This is a genomic window from Mucilaginibacter sp. UR6-11 (genome assembly GCF_020880695.1).
GTDB lineage: Bacteria > Bacteroidota > Bacteroidia > Sphingobacteriales > Sphingobacteriaceae > Mucilaginibacter.
On the sequence record NZ_JAJIWO010000003.1, the window covers coordinates 349,389 to 372,250 of the forward strand.

Here is a 22,862-nt window from a genome sequence, read left to right on the forward strand (position 1 = left end):
TCACACGTTCGGCTTCTAAAGATAGTATATTGAAATTTAATTACGAAGTCATAAAAAGCAAAAAGGCAGCCCATTGACTGCCTTCCTGTTTTAGCTTGTAATTAAATCTGTATAGACAGACCTGTTTATTTTTTCTTTTTAGCCAGCTCTATCTGATAACTAAACGTTGTTGCATTTGCATACACCTTGTAAGGTTCTAACGGGCGCGGGCCGCAGCCGTTTGAGCCTACACCTAAAGTTTTATGGCTGATGCACAATACGGTGCCTTTGCTTTTTGGCAAGTCAACTTTGTATTCCACATTTTCCATTTCCTCGTCGCTGTATGGCAGCGCAGCAACCTGCATTACCGAGTCGACCTGTTTAATATTTACACCCCAGCCGTTAGCTGCGGTTACATTTGCCCAGCGTACATCTTCATGGTTTCCCTGTTCCATGGGTTTTTCGTAGCCGGTCATCTGTTTAACTACGCTGCTGCCAAAGTGACCCACATTAAACCCGCTTTTGCGGTCGCCGTAGTTTTCCATCGGGCCGCGGCCCAGGTAATCAAACTGATCAAGTTCCTTATTCAGGAACATACGTACACCAATACGGGCCAGCACCAGTTTAGGATCGCTAAAGTCAACACTGTTTTCAGCTTTGATCTCGCCTTTGCCATTTATGGTATAAACCACTTTATGATGTACCACAAAGTTTTCTTTACCCGTACCGGTTAAGGTGGCACTTATTTGTACCACATTTGGCGCGAGCTGCGTGCCCTTAACATTGCTGGCTACCCAGCTAATTTCTTTAAGACCCTTGTCAACCCAATCTGTATAGGCCCACATGTCATCTTTTTGGTGTGGCGCGCGCCATAAGTGCAACATCGGTCCGCCGTCATTTCTCAAAATGTTTTCGCCGTCTTTTTCAAGCCGGGTGAAAGTTCCTTTTTCTTTATTAAACTCTACGCTAAAATCAGCGCCTTTAACTTTAATATCGCTTTTTGAGTCGTTTAAGGTTAAGTTACCGCCTTGCGATTTATTGGCAATAGCAGGCACCGGCGTACCCAGTTCAAACTGCTGTTCGGCAACTTCAAAGCCGCGTTTGGCCCAAAGCTTATCCCTGCCTAACTGGAATGAGATCCGTACAAAATACTCGGCGCCGGGTTTAGCCTTAATTATATAAGGCAACTTAATATCTTTTTGCTGGCCCGGATTGATTGAACCAACCGCAATATTACCGGATGATATCGTTGTGCCGTTTTCGCTCAGCTCCCATTTGGCATCAAATCCGTTTAGGTTGATAAACTGGTAGCGGTTTTTAATGGTGAATAATTTCTTATTCAGATCCCTGGCATTAATCGTGATCCATTGGTAGGCATGCTTAAGTTCCGGAAAATGCGGCTTGGGCGACCGGTCAGAAAACACAACGCCTTTATGAATAAAGTAATGGTCATTTGGATATTCGCCGAAACCACCGCCGTAGGCAATTATTTTATGGTCGGGGTTCCGGTTGTTGTATAAACCCTGATCCTGCCATTCCCAGATAGCGCCCCCCAGTAATGACGGGTATTTATCAAACAAATCATTATAAAGATCAACTGAGCCCATAGAATTGAACATAGCGTGCGCATATTCGCATAAATAAAACGGCTTTGTTAAGGTGGCATCAGTGGCATTATGTTCAACGCCTGCTATGCCGGTATACATCTGGCTGTCAATATCTGCAGGGTTTTTATCATTGCCTATGCCGAAGCCCTCGTAGTGGGTTGGCCTGTCATCGATAGCTTTAATGGCTTTTAACGCGGCCCTGAAATTGGTACCGCCCCGGCCACACTCATTACCTAACGACCAGATAACCACTGCCGGGTGATTTTTAAAATTCTCGACATTAGCTACGTTGCGCTCAATAATAGCCGCTTTTATGGTAGGCTCCTCGTTGAACTGATTTTGTTGCGCATGACACTCTACATTAGCCTCGGCAACTAAGTAGATCCCGTACTCATCACACAACTCATACCATCTCGGGTCGTCCGAATAATGGCAGGTACGCACGTGGTTACTGTTGGTTTGTTTGATCAGAACGATATCTTTAATCATCTGCTCTTCGGTAACAGCATGACCGTCATCGGGCCAGTTTTCATGGCGGTTAACCCCTTTTAGTTTAATGGGTACACCGTTAACCAAAAACAACCTGCCTTTGATTTCGATTTCCCGAAAACCGGTACGGGCTGATAAAGTCTCGATGGTATTACCACCATTATTCAGGGTGATTACTGTGGTATAAAGCTTGGGCGTCTCGGCGGTCCATTTTTGTGGATTGGTTACATGGAACCCGGTTTTAACCGTCACTTCTTCCCCGGGTTGTAATGCAGGCACGTTTGCTTTAGCTACACCTCCGGGTACTTTAACAGTACCGTTATAAAGCGTAACTTCTATCTGGCGGGCCGGTACAGCAACATTGCTATAATTTTTTACCTTGGTTGATACGTTCAGATCAGCGTCGCGGTATTTATTATCCAGATTGGTTTTAATAAAGAAATCGCGGATATGTTCCTGCGGGGCGCTCCATAATGTAACGTTCCTGAAAATGCCGCTTAAGCGCCACATATCCTGGTTCTCCAAATAACTTCCGGATGTGAAGCGGTAAACTTCAACCGCCAACATGTTTTTACCCGGATGCACATATTTGGTCAGGTCAAACTCGGCGGCGTTACGGCTGTTTACGCTGTAACCAACTTTTTTGCCGTTAACCCAAATAAAGAAACCGGCATCAACCCCATCAAAAGTGATGAATATGCGGCGACCGTTCCAGTTGGCCGGTACCTCAAAATCGCGGCGGTAGCTGCCTACAGGATTACGTTCATGAAAGGTTGTGTATTTTTTGTTTTTAGGTTCGGTCATTACCCGCGGGAAATCGCTCTGGAAAATCAGCGTAAAGTTGCTGTAATCGGGCGTTCCGTAACCTTGCACCTGGAAAGATGAAGGCACCCTGATATCTTTCCATTTTGAAACATCGTAAGTGGATTTATAAAAATTAACCGGGCGTTTCTGCGGCCAGTCAACCCAGTTAAACTTCCACATACCATTCAGGCTAATGGCTAATGACGATGCGCGGCGGTTAGCTTTTAATGCTTCGGCCAGATTACCATACGGCATCAGCGTAGCGTGATTAAGCTCTTTGTTTATGCCGATATTTTCGGGATCCTCAATTTCTTTGGGGACAGTAGCGGTATCGGTTTTTGAAAAGTTGCTGCCGGGAGGCGCATCCTGGCCAAAACTTATTTTATGGCTGCAAGCAAGCACCAGCAACAACATAACAATCTCTTTTTTAAATAAGACTTTGTTCATGATTATGTATGATAGTTAATTTTTTGGGTGTGTAACGCGACGGTATTTTTATAGAAATGACAGTTTTTATAAACTCATTGGTATCTGCGTTAAAAGTATATTTTTTTTGGCGATTTATTTATTGTTTTCTACGTAATCGTTACCGGAAACCGTATCAAGGCGTTCATTCTGTAAATCCAAAAACAAAAGCGCCCCGGTTAACCGGGGCGCTTTGCAGGCTGTTCTAATTATTTTTAATTCCATCCAGGATTTTGCGGAAGCAAGGCCGGATCTGTTTGTATACTTTCTGTAGGTATAGGCCACAGATAGTGTTTGGCCGGATTAAACAGCCTTACCACCAATTTTAAATAAGCCGTATTGCCGGCAGCATACTTAGCGCCGCGTACTTCGTTACCAGTCGGATGATTCATCACCACTTCAGCAATTTTCCAGCGTTTGATATCGTCATAGCGCAGTGATTCAAAAGCCAGTTCACAGCGCCGTTCGTTTCTAACCTGGTCAATCATGGTCACTGTTGTGTTACCCGGATAGTTTAACGCCAACGGGTTAGTGAAGCCTGCCCGGGTGCGCAATGGTTTGATGGTTTGATCCCACACAGCCGAAGTCATTTGGCCCAGCATCGCTTTTGATTCTGCTTCCATTAACAACACATCGGCCCAGCGTATAATAATCAGGTTTTCACCATAATTAAAAGTGCCGTTAGGTGCTGTCGGGTCAAAATATTTACGCCAGTAATATCCTGAAGTTGTGCCGCCGGGTCCGGCCTCATTCTTTTTATTGGTAGCGTCAGGTGCGGTGCCCGGTTTGATATAAATAGTTTGAGTTGCACCTAAATTATTTACCCATTGATATTTATCATAAACCAAGGTATAACCCAAACGCGGATCGCGGTTAACATACGGGTTATTATCTTCGTCATAACCAGACCCGGCTTCAAATATGCCCTTACCATCCAGTGTCAGGAAGCTTTCGGCAAGATCCTGGGTTGGAACCAGATTGCTGTTGGTGGCCGCTGTTGCACCCGGGCCGGTATAAAACGGACCAAAATCGGACCAATCGCTCCAGGTACGGTTAGGTTGCTGATAGCCCAGATCGGCTATAACTTCTGCATTATATTTATTATTGGCAGAAAAGATATCCGGAAAATTAGGTAATAGAGAGTAAGTACCATTTACTGCCTGGTTGTTCATTAAATCCTCGCAAACTGCGGCGCATTCCGCCCAACGATTATTATATAATAACACTCTTGCTTTCATGGCTAAAGCCGCGCCTCGGGTTATACGTCCGCGGTCCGTAGCTAATTGGGCGTCGCGGGTAGGTAATACAGCCGCTGCCGAATCCAGTTCATTTAATATGTAGGTAACTACATCGGCCTTAGGTGTTCTTTTTATTGATTTAGCTTCATCAACGCTCAATGTTTTGGTAACTAAAGGTACATCGCCAAAAAAGTTCGTCAATCTAAAAAGCGCCTGGGCACGCAGATACCTGGCTTCGCCCTTCATCCTTTTAATCAAGGCGGTACCTAACGATGTGTTTTTATCTACATTTTCTAAAAACACGTTACATGACCTGATATTGGTATAGTAGCTACCCCACTCATATTTAACGCGGTTTATCCCGGCGTTAAAATTTGCATCATTACCGCTTGATATTTGAGTTGGCGTACCAACATTAACATCTAACGGGCAAAACGCATTATCAGAGAGTGCCTCATTATAAAAATAAGCCTGTGAAGGCGAGCTTGAGCCTGACTGGCCCCCGCTTATCTGCTGGGCATAGCAGGTAGCCAGCGCATTAAATGCATTAGCATTTACCGTCCAGAAGTTTGCATCGGTGTAAACGTCGATCCGTTGCAGGTCGATCTTTTTACAGCCGGCCATTGCCGCGGCCAGCAATATGATGAAACTTGTTTTATTTAAAAGTCTTAAACGCATAATAAGTTAATTTAATTGTTAAAAAGTTAAGTCTAAACCAACACCGTAAAAGACAGGTGTAGGATAGCCGCGCGGGCTGTTGGCACCTACGGTATTATCCAGGTTGTTACCAAACTCTGTTCCTTCAGGATCGGTAAATTTCAACGGGGATAACGTAAATACGTTTTGAGCCGTAAAGTATACCCGTGCTCTTTGGATACTTACTTTAGATAACATAGCCGTTGGGAAAGAATACCCTACCTGTATGTTTTTAAGCCTTGCATATGCAGCGTTAAACAAATACATGTCAGACCCGGTGCGGAAGTTATTGTTATTGGCAACCGTTCCGTTCTCTGCTAAACGCGGATATTTTGCACCGGTATTTTGTGGTGTCCAGAAATCGCTTGAACTGTCATAAACCGTACCACCATAATTGCTAAAGTGATATGGCTCAATTAACTCACCCCTTATTAATGCATCTCTTTTAAGTACACCTTGTATAAATATGGTTGCATCAAAATGTTTATAGGTAACATTATAGTTAAAACCAAACGTGTAATGAGGGAACGGATCGCCCAGGATAAATTTATCATTGGCATCAATTACACCATTACCGTCCCTGTCCACAAATTTCCAGTCGCCCGGAGCCAGTTCAGAGGTAGTGTAATTTGCAAAGTGCGGATACGTTGCCACCTCGGCCTGTGTCTGATATAAACCATTGGTTTTATATCCCTGGTAAACAGTTATAGGGTAGCCGACTTTTCTAACAAACTCAAATTCTTCACGTTGAAATACGTTCTGTGTTTGTCCGTAACTGTACGCCAGCAATTTGCTCTTCGCGTCAGAAATACTGAACGTAAGGCTATGGCTAAACAGATCGCCACGTATGTTGTAGCCTATTTTAACCTCCCAACCCCTGTCCTGCACTTTTGATACGTTATACGTTGGAAAGCTTGACCCAAACAGCGTAGGCACATCCTGTCTCGGCGCTAATATATCGCTGGTTACTTTGTTAAAATAATCAGCACCAATAGTTAGCTTGCCGTTCAGGAACGTTCCATCGGCACCGATATCAAGCGTGGCAGCCTTTTCCCAGGTAATGTCAGGGTTAGCAAGGTTAAGTGTTGCTCCCGCCGTCGCCTGGTTGTTAAAGGCATACACGTTGCCGTTAATATTATAACTGTTTACATATTGATACGGGTTAACGCTTTGGTTACCAAGTATACCATAGTTAGCCCTTACCCGGATATCGCCGACTTTTTGCCTGAAGTCGCTCATAAAAGCTTCTTCTGTTAAACGCCACGAACCACCTATTGACGGGAAATATCCCCAGCGTTTGTTTTTAGGGAAGTTCGATGATTCGTCAGCCCTGATGGTCGCATCCAGGAAATACTTGTTTGCGTATGAGTAAGATCCACGTGCAAACACTGAGTTCAAACTGGTTTCGGTAGTGTTGGTAAGCGAGTTAAATGAACCGCCGCCTGAAAGATTCACCCCCGGATCAACCAGCGTACCGGTAGTGGGTACGCCCAGTAAAGAATCGGTTAATGATTTACGGATACCGTTTGATTGCGATAGGTACGACTCATTGGCCACACCCAGCAAGATGTTGATATCATGCTTGCCGGTTGTTTTGGTATACTCGGCAATCAGGTTGGTATTTGTGGTAAGTGATTTGGCATCGTAGTTAGCCACCTGCCGGTCAGAATTCGACTCGCCGGTTGGGTAATATTTCAAATCAACATCCCTTTGCAATTGTGAATTTGATTTTACAGTACCGCCAAATACAGCCCTGACCTTGAATGATGGTGTAATGTTATATCCAACCGTAAAGCTGCCGTTTATCTCATCATTATTGGTGTACCTGAAACCACCGTTACGCAACAGATCTAACGGGTTATTAGTAACAAACCCGGTGATGTAGCGGCCCTGCGCATCCTGAAAACTATCTGTCAGCGGTGCGCGGAAAGTATCGCCTATTACATCATTATAAGGTTCATTATATTGGATCTTGGCATAAGTTAAGTTCCAGGCAGTATTAAATTTACCCAAAGTGGCCGTTTCATTTAAACGGAAGTTAAATCTTCTTAAACCATAAGTCCCGTTAATAAGGCTTGGCTCAAGGTAACTGCGCTGGTCAAAATAACCAAATGACATCAAATAAGTATTGGTGGCCGACCCGCCGCTTATACTTAAGTTTTGATTGGTTTGCGGCGCGTTATGCATAATAGTTTCCAAGCGCCAGTTGCCATTACCTGCCGCTTTAATGGCATCAATTTGCGCCTGGGTATACTGCGGCGGTTTACCAGAGTTAGCCAGCGACATATTTTTATCCTCAGCATTCACCCAGGCATCAACCGGATGGAAAGTAAACTTAGGCACCTGCGTACCGTAAATACCGCTGTAAGTTATGGTTGGCTTAGCGTTAAGCTTTCCTTTTTTGGTAGTAACCAATATTACGCCGTTGGCCGATCGCGAACCATAAATGGCCGCAGATCCAGCATCTTTCAATACGGAAATATTATCAATATCGCTTGGATTAAGCGTATTAATATCGCCGCCGATGATACCATCTATAACCACCAGCGGATCATTATTACCGGTAGTTCCTGTTCCGCGGATGTTGATATTGAATGAACCGCCATTTGGCGCCCACCCCTTTTGCTGGATAATTAAATTTGGCGATTCGCCCTGCAATGCCTGTACGGTGCCGGTAACCGGGCGGCCCTCAACGGCTTTATCCCCGGATACCCGGTCGACAGCGCCGGTTAACGAGATCTTTTTGGCGGTGCCGTAACCTATTACCACCACTTCGGTGAGGGCTTTGTTTTGCGCTTTTAGTTTAACATCGATAGCTGTTTTATTCTCAACTGCTACTTCTACGGGCTCATAACCCAGGTAAGTGAAAACAAGCGTCGCGGTTCCTTCGGCGCTGATAGCGTAGTTACCATCGGCATCAGTAGCTACCCCCTCGCCCGATCCTTTAATTTTTACGGATACCCCGATTAAAGATTCGCCGGTGGCAGCATCGGTAACCTTTCCTTTAATAGTGATAGGTGCAACGCTTGTAAAAGCCGCCGGTCTTATTTTTAAAGCCGCTTTTGGTGTAGCGGCAAAGCTTAAACCTGTTATAAGCAACAGGGCAATAACACCCAGGTACCGCGGTCTTCTGCCTGGTATTTTTCTTATTAAATTTTGTTTCATAATTGGTTTTAATTAAACATAGTAGAATAATAGTGACTTATTTTTAGGATGTTTTTCAAGATTTAATTCATTGGCTTTTAGATGTTTGGTTTAAAAAGTAGATGGTTATTTTCATTCAGTTAATTTTCATGGCGGCCTGCTCGTCAGGCAGGGTTAAGCGTAAATGGGTCCCAAAAGGGCACACTTTGTCCATAAGGGCGGCCCGGTAAGGTGTCCTTAGAAAAATTTTAATAAACAGTTTTTAATTAATGAGGATTAATTGGGGGGGTATTGGTTTATTATTTACAAAAGATAAATTTTAAAGCGCTTTGCTTAAATTAAGATCTCTTATAAATTCGGCTTTTAATACTTTAGCTAAAACAATTCTTTTTACAGCCAAATTGGCTATGGCTGTGAATCACTAACAAATTTGGCTTAAGCTGGTTTTTCTATTAATTTATAATTATGAATGTTTTCTATTAACTAATTTATTTTTAGATATTTAAAATACATTCTTTCTCTATTTCATTTGGGCAACATCCGTGATGCGGAAATAAAACCAACTGCTACAAAGCAACCTGGTCTAAAAAGCAATAAATAGCCATCAGGAATCTGTTTGGATGCTTTTATGCACCATGTATTTATAGCGTAGCGCTGCAGTTTGGTTGGTTAATATGCTTAGTTCTTTTTAAGCAATAGTTTAAGGTGGGAGGAAATATAACGTCACAAATTGTACATTTGTTATACGACGCGGTTTATTATTGTTTTGACTACAGCTTTTTTAAAAGGTTTAATAGGAAACCATATCAATGAAATTTTTTTGTTTACTTCTGCTATTGCTTTGTTTTGGGGTGGCCGCATCGGCACAAAAAAAACCGGACACGCTATTTTTTGAGGACTTTAACGGCAATGACCTGAACCGATCGGTATGGAACATTGAAATTAACAACCATGCTGACAATAACGAGCAGGAGGCTTATGTAGATTCGGCAGCGGTATTGATTGTAGCTGATGGCCGATTAACCATACAGCCGGGTTATCACCCGGGCTTCAGCAGTAACCGGCAAAAATCTAATGATTTTATATCAGGCAGGATAAATACCCGCAACAAGTATGAGTTTAGGTACGGCGCGGTGTCGGCAAGGATGAAAATTGCCGCGGGCGACGGCTTATGGCCGGCCTTTTGGATATTAGGGAAGGGCAAATGGCCCGATGCCGGCGAAATCGATATTATGGAAACCGTTGGCGATTCGTCGTGGGTGAGCCATGCCATACACGGCCCAACATATCATGGAAATACCCCGTTAATTTATCGCAATGTTTTTCCTGAAGGAATTGATGTAACCCAATGGCATATTTACGCGGTGGACATAGCCGCCACCCAACTAACCTTTAGCATTGACGGTAAGATTACCTACACCGTAACCAAAGCATTGGTAGAAAAATATGGGAACTGGGTTTTTGATAATTCAAAATACCTGTTGCTTAACCTGGCCCTGGGCGGCGCCTATCCGCAGGGCGTTAATAAAGTAAAAGAGCCGTACCCCGGTTTGCCGCAGAGTACCGTCCACAAAATAAAAGCCGGCAAAGCCAGTTTTATGGTTGACTGGATTTTGGTAACACTAAACTAATTAGCGCAATATTTTTTCATAACAACTAAACCGCATTCCGGGGCGCGTTGCCAGGCTGATCTCGCCGGCATAAACATAGCCCAATTTAGGAAAGAGGTGGTTTGTGGCCCCGTTCACTACATTGGTATCGATCCGTATTTTTTTCAGGCCGCGAGTATTAGCCACCTGCTCTGCCTGCTGCATCAGCCGGGCGGCAACACCTTTGCCCTGGTGATTGATGCTTACCGCAATGCGGTGCACCACAATAGCGGTTTCATTGATATCCCAGCCAACATCAGCATACTCCGGGTCCTGGTCTGTTGTAATAGCAATAACACCGGCTATGCCGTCATCCCCGTCGGCCACCCAAAGCTGGTTTAAGGTTATATCTCTTTCAAATACGGCCGCATTTGGATAGGCATTGTCCCATTGAAAATTGCCGGCCGCATTCATAACCGGCACTACCTCTTTTATTAACTGCAGTATTTGAGGGATATCGGTAAAATTTGCAAGGCGAATGAGCATTTTCAAAAATAGAAATTATTTACCGGCCGCGTCCCTGTTATATCTGTGCTTATAATCAATCGGGGATAAGCCCGTGATTTTTTTGAATACCGTCCGGAAGGTTTTAACATCGGTATAGCCAACATCATACATGACCTCGTTGATGTTTTTACAGGTGCTCTCCAAATGTTTTTTGGCGGCTTCAATTTTTACACGCTGTATATATTCGGCAGGTGTATTATTGGTGGCTTTTTTAAACCGGCGGATAAAATGGCGCCGGCCTATAGCGAAGCGGGTAGCCAGGTCTTCGACAGATATTTTTCCGGCGAGGTTTTCTTCAATAAATTCCTGCGCTTTTTTTATAGGTTCATCCTCGTGTTTCTTTTGCCCGTTAAACATAATAAATGGCGACTGGCTCTTGCGGTCAATTTCAATGGCAAAAAACTTAGAGGCGCGTATGGCCATTTCGCGGCCGGTATATTTTTCAATCAGGTGCAGCAGCACATTCCAGTATGAACTTGCCCCGCCGCTTGAATATAAGCCGTCTGCTTCGGTAATAATACTACCGTCGGTTAGTGTCACCTCCGGAAACATCTCTCTGAAATCATTGGCAAACAACCAATGGGTTGAACATTCCTGGCCATTTAACAACCCGGTTTTAGCCAGCAGGAAAGCGCCGAGGCACAAGGAGGCTACTTCGGCGCCGTTAGCATACTGTTTAATTATCCAGGGCACCATTTCTTTATTTCGCTCCAGGCTAGTTCTCAGATCGCCGCTAAGAGCGGGGATAATTACCAGGTCGGTTTTTTCAACAGCGCTACAAAGATTGTCTGTATTTACCGTGAAAGCGTTATTGTTTAATTGAACCTGCGGCGCCAGGCCAACCAGTTGTATGTCAAAAGCAGGCTCCTTGCCCTCATCTGTTAAAAACTGGTTAACGGCGCTAAACATATACCGCGGGTCAAAAATGGCGGCTAAAACAGCATCATAAGGTACCAGTATAGAGATATGTTTCATTTGCTTTATTGTATTAACCAGGCTATCATGAATTTATATATTTCAAATTTAAGAAAAGCAGATTAAGAAAAAACGGTATGTCTCAAACCACCCCTTACAATGTCTCAACCTCACGCTACCGGGTCTAGTTTGCGATAGTACATTTGTATAGTTAAATAATTAAATCACAACAACTAAACTAACAATCATGAAAACAACAAAAATTTTGTACTGGGTATTTAACGGCCTGTTCGCTTTCGTAATGTTCGGATCGGCCATACCCGACGTCCTGTCATCGCCAGATGCGGTAAAAGGCATTCATAATGTTTTAGGCTATCCGCTTTATTTTGTTCCGTTTATAGGGGTGGCAAAAATGCTGGGCGCTGTAGTTATCCTCATCCCGGGCTTTCCACGCTTAAAAGAATGGGCATATGCGGGTTTGACATTTGATCTGATAGCTGCAACCTATTCGCTTTACAGCATCCCACATCCTGAGGCACCATGGTACTTTATGCTTTTATTCCTGGCACTGGCTGCCTGTGCTTATATTTTCTATCACAAAAAGCTGGCATTAACCAAACAGGCATAAGCCTTACATATCTATATCATGAGAAAATTAAAATTACAGATGCAGCTATCTGTTGACGGATACGTTGCCGGCCCAAATGGCGAGATGGACTGGATGTCGTGGGGATGGGGCGAAGATATTAAAGACTATGTCAGAGTGATAACCACCCCTGTTGACACCATAATTATGGGTCGTAAACTGGCCGAAGGCTTTATACCGCATTGGGCCGGATTAATGCAGAACCCTGAAACAGCTGATGAGTTTACCCAAAAAATGGTTAAAACGCCTAAAGTTGTTTTTTCTAAAACGCTAAGGGAATCCGGTTGGGAAAATACAGTTATTGCAACCGGGGATATTGCGGAAGAAGTGAAAAAATTAAAAGCTGCTGAGGGCGGCGATATAATCACTTACGGCGGTGCGGGCTTTGCTTCAGCATTAATTAAAGCCGGATTGGTTGACGAATATCACCTATTTATAAACCCGGCAGCAATTGGCAACGGCATACCTATATTTAAAATGCTCGACAAAAAACTTGGCTTTGAACTGGCAAAGATCCGGGCATTTGAAGTGGGCATTGTGGCACTCCATTATACTCCGGCATAATTGACTTATAATGTGGGGTTGAATGAGGCGGATAATTGTATCGATGAATATTAGTCTTGACGGCTTTATGGCCGGGCCCGATGGTGGGCTTGACTGGCACCTGCAAAACTGGACTAACGACATGGGCCGGTTATTAAGCGAACAACTAAGCAGGGCGGATACGATATTATTGGGGCGAAATACTTACAGCGCAATGGCCGGTTATTGGCCGGCTGTGGGTAACACGCTTTCTCTTTCGCGCGATGATCTGGCTTTTGCCGATATGATGAACAGCTATGCCAAAGTGGTTTGCTCAACTACGTTAAAAAATTTATACTGGCAAAATTCGCTGTTGATCAGCCGGGACATCCGCCGTGAAATAATTAAATTAAAACAACAGGCTGGTAAGGATATTATTATTTATGGAAGCCGTAAACTGGTACAGTCTCTTATAAAATTGAATCTGGTTGATGAATACCGGCTTTGGTTATACCCCGTTAGCCTGGGGCGCGGGATAGCCCTTTTCAATAAAAGGCAAAATCTAACCCTGCTGTGCGCACAAACACTATCTTCGGGAGTTATTTTACTTAGCTATGGTACCCGGTAAAATCGGTATTCAAAAATATCGCCGGTAACAGCAACCTGTTTATGCTATTTGTCGTATTTATACGTTATAATACGCTCAGAGTGATATCTTTGAGCCATTAAAGACCTATTATTCCCGGATATGCGTCGACAAACGTTTTTTTATCGATTTAGAGTAGACGGAATGAGCCTATATGCATAGACTTTTTTTTTACGTTTTTTTTCTGTTGATCTCTGCTTCGCTGATCCCAAAGGCAAATGCTCAAAAGAGATATACTATTGATGGTACCGTTAAAGATGCTGCCACTGGCGAAACACTAATTGGCGCCTCTGTAAGGTTAAAAGAATTACAGCAAAATGGCGCGGCTACCAATGCCTACGGCTTCTTTTCATTGACCGCCCCTGAGGGTGATTATACGCTGATGATAAGTTACATTGGCTATGAAACCCTGAGTCAGCCCATTAAACTAAATAAAAATTCGCAGCTAACTGTGTTGCTTGTCAATAACAACACTCTGAAAGAAATATCCATCAGCAGTAATTCGCATAAAAACGACAATGTGGATAATCCACAAATGGGTGTGAATCGGCTTGATCTTAGCCAGGCAAACAACGTACCCGTGATATTTGGCGAAAAAGATATTTTAAAAACTATTCAGCTGTTGCCAGGCGTTAAGTCGACCGGCGATGGCAATACGGGCTTTTATGTCCGCGGCGGCGGGGCCGATCAAAACCTGATCTTGCTGGACGAGGCTACGGTTTACAATGCCTCGCACCTGTTTGGTTTCTTCTCTACTTTTAACTCTGATGCCATAAAAGACGTAAGTCTGTACAAAGGGGGTATGCCGGCGCAGTACGGCGGCAGATTATCTTCCGTACTAGACATTAAAATGCTGGACGGCAATGATAAAAACTTTGCGGTGCAGGGCGGGATCGGTTTAATATCATCTCGCATAAAAGTAGAAGGGCCAATCGTGAAAAACAAAAGCTCGTTTATGATAAGCGCCCGCAGAACATATGCCGACTTGTTTTTAAAACTATCTCCTGATTCGGCCACACGGGGTGCCAGCCTCTATTTTTACGATCTTAATGCTAAATTCCACTATCGTCTTGATGATAAGAACACCGTCTATCTTTCTGGCTATTTCGGCAAGGATGTATTGGGGCTTAAAGATAATTTTGAAACCAACTGGGGTAACCAAACCGCTACGCTGCGGCTAAACCATATTTTTAACAATAAGCTATTTTTAAATACATCCTTTATTTACAGCGATTACAATTTTGTTGTCCAAAGCTTTTCAAGTAACAACGATTTTAAGGTTACCTCAAAAATACGCGACTTTAACCTGAAGGAGGATTTTGAATATTTCTTATCCGATAAAAACACACTGCATTTTGGTATTAACGGTACCCACCATGCCATTTCTCCGGGCGATATCAGTTCGTCAAATAACTCAGACGTAAACCCGCAGACTATACAAACGCGCAATGGTCTTGAATCTACCGTCTATATATCAGACGACTGGAAAGTAGGCAGCAAGCTTAACTTTTTATACGGCGTAAGGGTCGCCCTGTTTTCGCTGCTTGGGCCGGGCAAATTTAATACTTACGATGCTAATGACATGCTCACCTCTTCTGCCAACTATAATTCGGGCGAAGTTGTACAAACTTATATTAATGCGGAGCCGCGATTTTCGGTCAGTTATAAGTTAAATGATCAAAACTCAATAAAAGCATCATACAATCGCAATACCCAAAACATCCACCTGGTCTCTAACTCCACGGCGAGTTCGCCAACAGATCTGTATGTAATGAGCAGCAATAATATTAAACCGGGTATTTCAGACCAGGTGGCATTAGGATTCTTTAAAAACTCGGTTAATAATCAATATGAATTTTCGACCGAGGTTTACTATAAACGGTTACAAAACCAGATCGATTATAAAAATGGTGCACAGTTAATTGCCAATCAGGACGTTGAATCGCAATTGGTTTACGGGCGTGGCAGGGCTTACGGGCTGGAGTTGTTCTTTAAAAAACGCTACGGCAAATTAAACGGCTGGATCGGGTATACCCTGTCAAAAACAGAAAATCAGTTTGATGCCGTAAACCGAGGCAATTACTTTGCGGCCACGCAGGACCGGACACATGATCTGTCAGTAGTGGGCATTTATAAATTGAATAACAGGTGGACGCTGTCAAGCACGTTTGTGTATGGCACCGGTAACGCGGTTACCTATCCGCACGGCAAGTATAATATTGGGGGGCTAACTACCCTTTATTACAGCGAACGTAATGCCGACCGCCTGCCGGCATACAGCCGCCTTGATCTTGGCGTTACTTTTGAAGGTAAGCCGCATAAAAGGTTCCATTCAAGCTGGACATTTGGTTTATATAACGCATATAACCGTAAAAATCCTTACACCATTACTTTCCAGGACAACCCGGATGATCCTACCCGTACGCAAGCTGTAAAAACAAGTTTATTTGGCCGGATACCGTCCGTTACGTATAACTTTACTTATTAGTACAGATATGAAAATCAAGTATATCCTACCGATTTTATTTTTACTGGGGATAACAATAAACTCCTGTAAAAATGTGATAGATCTGAATTTAAATAATGCGGCGTCGCAACTGGTAATCGAGGGAAATTTGACCGATCAGTTAGGCCCACAAACCGTGGTGATAACAAGATCTGTCCCGCTTGATCATACCAATGTTTACCCACCGGTAAGGGGCGCAACGGTTAAACTTATTGATTACAATGGCATAACCTTTACGTTGATAGAACGTTCTCCGGGGGTATATTACTCAACTTCATTTTTAGGCAGGTATAACCAAACATATACCTTAAATGCCCTGGTTGATGGCAAGACTTATATCGCACAATCAACCATGCCGTCAAAAGTAGCGATTGATTCTGTTGCTTTATCTGTGCAGCACTTTGCCAACAAAACTTCAAAAACCATTATTATTTATTACCAGGATCCGCCGAATACCGTTAATCAATATCGTTTTGTGCTAACAGTAAATGGAGTACAGGTAAAGCAGGTATTTGCCCGCAACGATCAATTTAACAACGGCCGGTTTGTACAGCAATTACTCTATCAGGACGATATAGAGCTTCAAAGCGGTGATCACGTAGATATTGAAATGCAGTGTATTGATGCTAATATGTATACGTATTGGTATACATTTACACAACAAAAATCAAACGGGTTTAATTCGACAACACCCACCAATCCGCCAAATAATTTTAATACCGACCAGGTGCTGGGTTATTTTAGCGTACACACCTCGCAGCATAAAAACATTATTATTCCGTAAAGTGGCGGCGGGTTGATTAATTTGATGCCGCAAGGCTCGTCTTTTGTGATACCAGAAAGTCTTTTAAGGCAACCAACTTATCGGTATTGATCAGATCAACACCGCAGCTTAGTATCTCTTTCCAAACGGCTTTATTATCGGGCGACGCCCATAAGCGTACCTGGTCGCCATTTTTATGGGCCATGGTAACATAATTACATAACCGTTGTTTTTCGCGGGGCGATATAGTACCGTTTCCCTTCCACTTTAAAAGTTTTGAGTATTTACAACTAGCCATTTGGGCCACGTTGGCAATAGTGTCACGGGCAACTTTACGCAGGTCCTCATCAATAAAGGCCAGGCGGCTCTTTTCGTTTTTTACATTGTCATAAGGCTTGTTGCCCGATAATACAATAGTAACCGCACGCATAGTAACCTTGCCGGTATCGTAACTTGATAATATGGGCTTGTATTTCTCTAATAGCTTTTTTAATTCGACATAAGTCTTCCCGGCGTCCGTCTTAATATCTATCATTAAGGTTACCGGCTTGTTGTAACCTTCATAAACATTGCCATTGTTAGCAGCCACCTGTTTAAATAAAGGAGCCAGGTACAGGTTTTCGAGTGTACGCTTGCTTTTAAAATAAGGGTTAATATGGGCAACTACCAGTTTACCCTTGTGCAAAAAAACATCGGCTTCAATATGGGTATAGCCGTTATTCTCGGCATCAAGCAAGGGCCGCTTATGCCGGTAATCGTTATGGGCAAAAGCATTGGCAAGGGTAAATGTTTGTGATCTTACACCAACCGGAAATATAAAAAGCATGAGTAAAAACCATGCTTTTTTAAGGGGTAAGTTAAATGGGGGTATCATCATTTATATTGTAGCATTTTTGTTACTTTTATATAAATGTATGACTCTGCCTTGACAATATAAAGGATTTCTGAAAATTTAATCTCATTTTAATCTCAGGTTAACTCATCATAGTCATTATTAAATTCGCCTGATTATGAGCAGTATAATAAAAAAAGCCCTTTCCAATCGGAAGGGGCTTTTTCATATTATTAAAATAAAATATGATATGCAGAACTCCAGTTATCCTGTCAAATTATTCGGTTTCAACTACCAGTTTATCGCCGGTAACTTCTGCTTTAATTTTGGCTTCCAGTTCGTCCATTAGTTCAGGGTTATCCAAAATTAATTGTTTAACCGCATCACGGCCCTGACCAAGGCGGGTATCGCCATAACTAAACCACGAACCTGCCTTTTTAATAATGTTATGCTCAACACCCAGATCGATGATCTCGCCCGCTTTTGATATACCTTCGCCAAACATAATGTCAAACTCGGCGATGCGGAACGGAGGTGCAACCTTATTCTTAACGATCTTAACTTTAACCCGGTTACCTGATACCTCGTCACTGTCTTTAATTTGTGAGATCCGGCGTACATCCAAACGTACCGAAGCGTAAAATTTTAAAGCGTTGCCACCGGTAGTAGTTTCGGGATTGCCAAACATAACCCCAATTTTATCACGCAACTGGTTAATAAATATGCAGCAGCATCCGGTTTTGCTGATGGTACCGGTTAGTTTACGTAACGCCTGCGACATTAAACGGGCATGTAAACCCATTTTCGAATCGCCCATTTCGCCTTCAATCTCAGCTTTGGGTACCAGCGCAGCAACGGAGTCAATCACCAAAATATCAATAGCGCCCGAGCGGATCAGGTTATCAGCAATTTCTAACGCCTGTTCGCCGTTATCCGGTTGTGATATTAAAAGGTTTTCTACATCAACCCCTAGCTTTTTAGCGTAAAAACGGTCAAAAGCATGCTCGGCATCAATAAAGGCAGCAATGCCGCCTTTCTTTTGCGCCTCGGCAATGGCATGAATGGCCAAGGTGGTTTTACCTGAAGACTCAGGCCCGTATATTTCAATAACCCGGCCCTTAGGTAAGCCGCCAACGCCTAAAGCGATGTCAAGGCCTAATGAACCGGTTGATATAACTTCCGTAGGTTCAATTACAGAATCGCCCAGCTTCATGATGGTGCCTTTTCCGTATGATTTTTCTAACTTATCCAGTGTAAGTTGTAGTGCTTTTAGTTTATCTGCGTTGCTCATCTTTTAATAATATCTTTAGCAAATGTAATAGTTATTTTTAATAATACTAATTTTTTTAGTAAAAAATTTAAAGAGTATTATTCCTTAGGTAAACTTACCTAACCCGCAACTACCAATCAAATATTCTTATCCACACTGCGTTTAGCCAGTTCCCTGCTTATTCCATCTAATGACCGTTTGCGTTTGGCATCTTTAGCTTTCTTTAATTTTTGCGCTTCAGCCTTTATTAAAGCCTTTTCGGTATGTGTGCGTTCATAGTAACGGCAAAACCAGGTAAGGGGGCATATTTCACATTTAGGGCTGCGGGCCACACATATATAACGGCCGTGCAATATCAGCCAGTGGTGCGCAATAGCAAGGGTGTTATTCGGCAGGTATTTTACCAATTGTTTCTCGACAGCAAGCGGTGTAGTGGCGTTAGTGGTAAGGCCCAACCTGTCGGCTACCCTAAAAACATGGGTATCTACCGCAATAGCTGCCACATCATACACTACGGATGCAATAACATTAGCCGTTTTACGGCCCACACCCGGCAGCTTTTGCAACTCGTCAATATCCGCCGGGACAACCCCGCCAAAAACATCAACCAGCATTTTAGCCATGCGTACCAGGTGCTTGGCTTTATTATTAGGATAACTTACACTGCGGATATACGTAAATACCTCATCAGTATTTGATGCAGCCAGGCTGGCAGCATCCGGGAAACGCGCAAACAGCGCCGGGGTTATCTGGTTAATGCGTTTGTCTGTACACTGCGCCGACAGGATCACTGCCACCAGCAGCTCAAACGGATTTGTATAATGCAGCTCGGTTTCGGCTTCGGGCTGATGCTTTGAAAAATAATCAACAAAATGGCGGTAACGTTCTGATCTAAGCATGCAGGTGTAAGCCGAAGTCTTAAGTCGGCATCCAAAAGTAAAAAAAAGTCCGAAGAAGAAATTGACTTTCGGCTTCGGACTTAAGACTTTCGACCACTAATAACTACCGGCTGCTTTTTGAATAATCTAAAATGTAGTGGATAGTTTGAAGTTTTGGTTTTTTTTGCAGAAGCTCCAGGTTAGCGCGTAACGAGTGATAAAACATCAATTCGTCGGCTCCCAGATCATCTTTTAAATTTTCCTTTTTCACTTCTTCGTGATTAGTGAGTGCATTGAATGTAAAGGTTTCAACCATAAGCTATTATTGTTTGTTGATCAGTTATACGATGTATAACGTACACCAGTTTCACTTTATTTTGTGTAGATGAAAATTAAATGAAATTTTTCTTTCTGGTTTATTATTATATCAGGTTGTTTAACGCAAAGGGGATATATTTAAGTATACAGTTAAGTAATTAAGTTAATATTGAAAATTGCCAACCGGAGAAGACCGGGGCGGATAATACTAATCGGCTGGCCCGCCGGTTGCCCAGCCGACAAAAATTTTTTTGATATTCTTGGCAGGATTTATGTATACCTTATTGTAAAAGACAGATCATTATTATGAAAAAAATTATTCAGCTGACATTTACTGTTATAGCCCTTGCTTTTATTTTCCAGGCATGTTCAACCGTTAAAAGTTTGCCTGCGGCAGCTACCGGTGCATCGCGTGCCCGCATTGTCGGGACGTGGACGTTAACCGGTATAAATTATGACGGCCTGCTACCCGGCGCTGTGCAGGATGTTTTTAACCAGGCACCTCCGCGCGATTTCATTAACAGCACCTGGCGCCTTACTAATAGTGGCGATGGTATGTACACGCTGGCTAACGGCACATCGCAAACCATATTTTGGAGTTATAATACACAGGATAAAAACAATCCCGTATTTCAGTTCAAGAAAATATACCAGGGCGATAAAGCTAAGAATGTCACCGAGGGCTATCAGCTTAACATCGCGCAAAACGATGGCCGGTACATGACACTAAAGTCGCCCGTTGCTGTAGGTAATACAACAGCTTATATTGTTTATACTTTTCAAAAGAATTAATAACAACAACTTTTAATACAAAGTGCAAAGCCGGTGTAAACATGGTTTGCACTTTGTATTATAAAATTCTCCTTGTTTCTCTAAACAGTGCAGGCAATGCCCCTTACAGGAATGATGATTTGCTATTGCTGCGCCAAACAGTCCTCGTATAATTGTATATACTGCCGGACCGTTTTATCCCACGAAAACTTATGCGCATGTTCAATAATAGCCGTAGCTCTATTATTAATAGTATAGTCGTTCATTCCGTCAGCAAAAACGGTTTGCATATACGCGGGCTCAAAATTATCAAAGTAATAAGCTACGTCGCCACCAACCTCGGGCAACGAGGTGAATTTTGCCAAAAATACCGGCTTGCCAAAATACATGGCCTCTATCACGGGCAGCCCAAACCCCTCGGCAATTGAGGGGAACACAAAAGCGCTACAATTTTTGTAGTACCAGGCTTTGTCGTCGTCACTCACCGGGCCGGTTATAGTGAGGCGGTCAAGGCAGCCGTATTTTACGGCCTCTTCTATAATGCGGCTTTTATGCGGGGTTTCAATACCGGCAATAACCAGTTCGTAGTTATTCCCTTCCAGTAGGGACGGAATATAATGAAATCCTTTCTGCACGGATAGTAACCCTATAGTAAATAAGAAAGGTTTTTGAGGCTGATAAGCGGGCACGTGTCCTATGGGCACCTTCAACTCATCCGCACCATTATATATAACACTCAGTTTATCTTTTATTTCCGGGATAAAACGCAGGATATCATCGGCCACAAATTGCGATATGGTTACTACCCTGTCACATAGCGCCATATAGCGACGGATCTTATTTAAATGCTTTTTTATTTTATGAGGCTTGCTAAATGACAGGTGCACCTTATTAATATCATGTATGGTCATGATCTTTTTGCCATTTACCCGGTACGGTTTTAACCGGCAGGTCTGATCTGTAAAATGTACCACGTCAAACCTGTTATAAAACGGAAAGAAGAGAGCATGGAACCTGTACAGGAAAATGATATCAACCAGCTTATTAAAAAAGTAAATGGTATTTTTAAACATATAATAGGTTAGCTTAAACCTGTTATTGTTTTGTCGGATCAGCGCGTCGCCAAGGCCTTTGCCGTAGGTGAAGTAACCCGAGTTTGGGTTCTTCATTGAATCGAACGTTACTAATACCCTGGGTTTTGACATTAAACTACCGCTTTGCTGCAATTATAAAGATTATATTAATTTATGTTGCGATATTTTTATTCATTTGTAATATTCAAATCCACAGATGCCGGTATCTATTAACAAGCAACCCATACTAACATGCAACGATTTTAAAACCGTGGCGCGCGCGTTAACTATGGTGGAGAACGACCTGCCCGGAGCCGATGAACTGCTAAAGACCCTTCAATTTAAAAACCCTGCACCTATTATAGGTATAACCGGCCCGCCGGGCGCGGGCAAAAGTACGCTGGTAAACAGCCTGATTGAACGATTGGTTAATAAAGGTAATAAAGTAGCGGTTTTGGCTATTGACCCAACATCCCCATTTAACTTTGGATCATTGCTTGGCGACAGGATTCGGATGAGCAGTCACTTTAACAGCCCTGATGTTTTTATCAGGTCAATCGCCACCCGCGGATCATTGGGCGGGCTGTCTGCCAAAACTATTGAAATGGCCGACGTGCTGCGCGCAGCCGGCTTTGATTATGTGCTGATAGAAACTGTTGGTGTAGGGCAATCAGAAATTGAAATCGCGGGCCTTGCTGATTTGACGTTGGTGGTGCTGGTACCTGAATCGGGCGACGAGATCCAGAACATTAAATCAGGCCTGATGGAAATTGCCAATGCTTTCATTATTAATAAAGCCGACAGGGTCGATGCGGATCTCTTTGCCAATAACCTCAAAAAGATCATCCACCAAAAAGAGACTGCCGAAACACCCGTTTTTAAAACCATAGCCACAACCGGCACAGGCATTAATGAGATAGCTGATTTTATTGTAACCTCCCGGGACAGCAAAAACACCCGCAAAGAATTTTTGCTGGCCGAAAAAGCTTACCAACTGATCAGGCAAAAGCGCATGGCCGGTATTGACAAAAAAAAGCTTCGGCAGGATCTTGCTAAAGCTCTAACTGATAAGGGGTTTAATTTGTATGCTTTTATAGAAAAATATTCAGCATAAAAAAAGAGACGCAAAATTGCGGCTCTACAT

At 43.0% G+C, this 22,862-nt stretch carries 18 protein-coding genes; 8 read left to right on the forward strand and 10 right to left on the reverse strand.

Annotation, left to right across the window (positions count from 1 at the left end; genetic code table 11):
* Positions 1-125: 125 nt before the first annotated feature.
* The 3 genes from LJ658_RS10465 to LJ658_RS10475 all read right to left on the reverse strand — a co-directional run bounded on the left by LJ658_RS10465 (position 126) and on the right by LJ658_RS10475 (position 8,443).
* On the reverse strand, positions 126-3,326 hold the full coding sequence (locus tag LJ658_RS10465) for a glycoside hydrolase family 2 TIM barrel-domain containing protein (protein WP_230546450.1): 3,201 nt from the start codon (positions 3,324-3,326) through the stop codon (positions 126-128).
* Positions 3,327-3,559: 233 nt separating this feature from the next.
* Complete coding sequence (locus LJ658_RS10470; protein ID WP_230546451.1) at positions 3,560-5,260, reverse strand: RagB/SusD family nutrient uptake outer membrane protein; 1,701 nt, start codon at positions 5,258-5,260, stop codon at positions 3,560-3,562.
* 18 nt (positions 5,261-5,278) lie between these two features.
* Entirely contained in the window at positions 5,279-8,443 is a 3,165-nt protein-coding gene (locus tag LJ658_RS10475; RefSeq protein WP_230546452.1) for a TonB-dependent receptor, read from the reverse strand.
* A 788-nt stretch (positions 8,444-9,231) separates the two neighbouring features.
* Here LJ658_RS10475 and LJ658_RS10480 point away from each other — a divergent pair.
* The gene (locus LJ658_RS10480) at positions 9,232-10,053 is read left to right on the forward strand and encodes a family 16 glycosylhydrolase (protein ID WP_230546453.1); all 822 of its coding nucleotides are present in this window, start codon (positions 9,232-9,234) and stop codon (positions 10,051-10,053) included.
* Here the strand turns inward: LJ658_RS10480 and LJ658_RS10485 are convergent, their stop codons facing one another.
* On the reverse strand, positions 10,054-10,557 hold the full coding sequence (locus tag LJ658_RS10485; RefSeq protein WP_230546454.1) for a GNAT family N-acetyltransferase: 504 nt from the start codon (positions 10,555-10,557) through the stop codon (positions 10,054-10,056).
* Positions 10,558-10,572: 15 nt separating this feature from the next.
* A complete protein-coding gene (locus tag LJ658_RS10490) occupies positions 10,573-11,553 on the reverse strand; it encodes a GlxA family transcriptional regulator (RefSeq protein ID WP_230546455.1) in 981 nt (326 codons plus the stop codon).
* Positions 11,554-11,740: 187 nt separating this feature from the next.
* Here LJ658_RS10490 and LJ658_RS10495 point away from each other — a divergent pair, with 187 nt between their 5' ends.
* The 5 genes from LJ658_RS10495 to LJ658_RS10515 all read left to right on the forward strand — a co-directional run bounded on the left by LJ658_RS10495 (position 11,741) and on the right by LJ658_RS10515 (position 16,597).
* The gene (locus tag LJ658_RS10495; RefSeq protein ID WP_230546456.1) at positions 11,741-12,121 is read left to right on the forward strand and encodes a DoxX family protein; all 381 of its coding nucleotides are present in this window, start codon (positions 11,741-11,743) and stop codon (positions 12,119-12,121) included.
* Positions 12,122-12,139: 18 nt separating this feature from the next.
* Positions 12,140-12,703: a dihydrofolate reductase family protein gene (locus tag LJ658_RS10500; protein WP_230546457.1), complete on the forward strand. Its 564-nt coding sequence runs from the start codon at positions 12,140-12,142 to the stop codon at positions 12,701-12,703.
* Positions 12,704-12,725: 22 nt separating this feature from the next.
* Entirely contained in the window at positions 12,726-13,289 is a 564-nt protein-coding gene (locus tag LJ658_RS10505; protein ID WP_230546458.1) for a dihydrofolate reductase family protein, read from the forward strand.
* Positions 13,290-13,461: 172 nt separating this feature from the next.
* Positions 13,462-15,795, forward strand: coding sequence for a TonB-dependent receptor (locus tag LJ658_RS10510; protein ID WP_230546459.1), 2,334 nt, complete (start codon positions 13,462-13,464; stop codon positions 15,793-15,795).
* A 7-nt stretch (positions 15,796-15,802) separates the two neighbouring features.
* Positions 15,803-16,597 carry a DUF4249 domain-containing protein gene (locus LJ658_RS10515; protein WP_230546460.1) on the forward strand — a complete coding sequence of 265 codons (795 nt, stop codon included), beginning with the start codon at positions 15,803-15,805 and terminating at the stop codon, positions 16,595-16,597.
* Positions 16,598-16,613: 16 nt separating this feature from the next.
* Here LJ658_RS10515 and LJ658_RS10520 read toward each other — a convergent pair whose 3' ends face one another.
* The 4 genes from LJ658_RS10520 to LJ658_RS10535 all read right to left on the reverse strand — a co-directional run bounded on the left by LJ658_RS10520 (position 16,614) and on the right by LJ658_RS10535 (position 19,872).
* On the reverse strand, positions 16,614-17,402 hold the full coding sequence (locus LJ658_RS10520; RefSeq protein ID WP_230546461.1) for a phosphatidylinositol-specific phospholipase C/glycerophosphodiester phosphodiesterase family protein: 789 nt from the start codon (positions 17,400-17,402) through the stop codon (positions 16,614-16,616).
* 283 nt (positions 17,403-17,685) lie between these two features.
* Positions 17,686-18,699 (reverse strand): recombinase RecA, encoded by a 1,014-nt coding sequence (gene recA, locus LJ658_RS10525; RefSeq protein ID WP_230546462.1) that lies wholly within the window; start codon positions 18,697-18,699, stop codon positions 17,686-17,688.
* 116 nt (positions 18,700-18,815) lie between these two features.
* Complete coding sequence (nth, locus tag LJ658_RS10530) at positions 18,816-19,577, reverse strand: endonuclease III (RefSeq protein ID WP_230546463.1); 762 nt, start codon at positions 19,575-19,577, stop codon at positions 18,816-18,818.
* Positions 19,578-19,680: 103 nt separating this feature from the next.
* Positions 19,681-19,872 (reverse strand): hypothetical protein, encoded by a 192-nt coding sequence (locus LJ658_RS10535; protein WP_230546464.1) that lies wholly within the window; start codon positions 19,870-19,872, stop codon positions 19,681-19,683.
* A 308-nt stretch (positions 19,873-20,180) separates the two neighbouring features.
* Between LJ658_RS10535 and LJ658_RS10540 the strand changes: the two genes are divergently transcribed.
* Positions 20,181-20,666, forward strand: coding sequence for a hypothetical protein (locus LJ658_RS10540; protein WP_230546465.1), 486 nt, complete (start codon positions 20,181-20,183; stop codon positions 20,664-20,666).
* Positions 20,667-20,788: 122 nt separating this feature from the next.
* On the opposite strand, the gene LJ658_RS10545 is transcribed toward LJ658_RS10540, so the two are convergent.
* Positions 20,789-21,814 (reverse strand): glycosyltransferase family 1 protein, encoded by a 1,026-nt coding sequence (locus LJ658_RS10545; protein ID WP_230546466.1) that lies wholly within the window; start codon positions 21,812-21,814, stop codon positions 20,789-20,791.
* 121 nt (positions 21,815-21,935) lie between these two features.
* On the opposite strand from LJ658_RS10545, the gene meaB reads away from it, so the two are divergent.
* Entirely contained in the window at positions 21,936-22,832 is an 897-nt protein-coding gene (meaB, locus tag LJ658_RS10550) for a methylmalonyl Co-A mutase-associated GTPase MeaB (RefSeq protein ID WP_230546467.1), read from the forward strand.
* Positions 22,833-22,862: the final 30 nt, after the last annotated feature.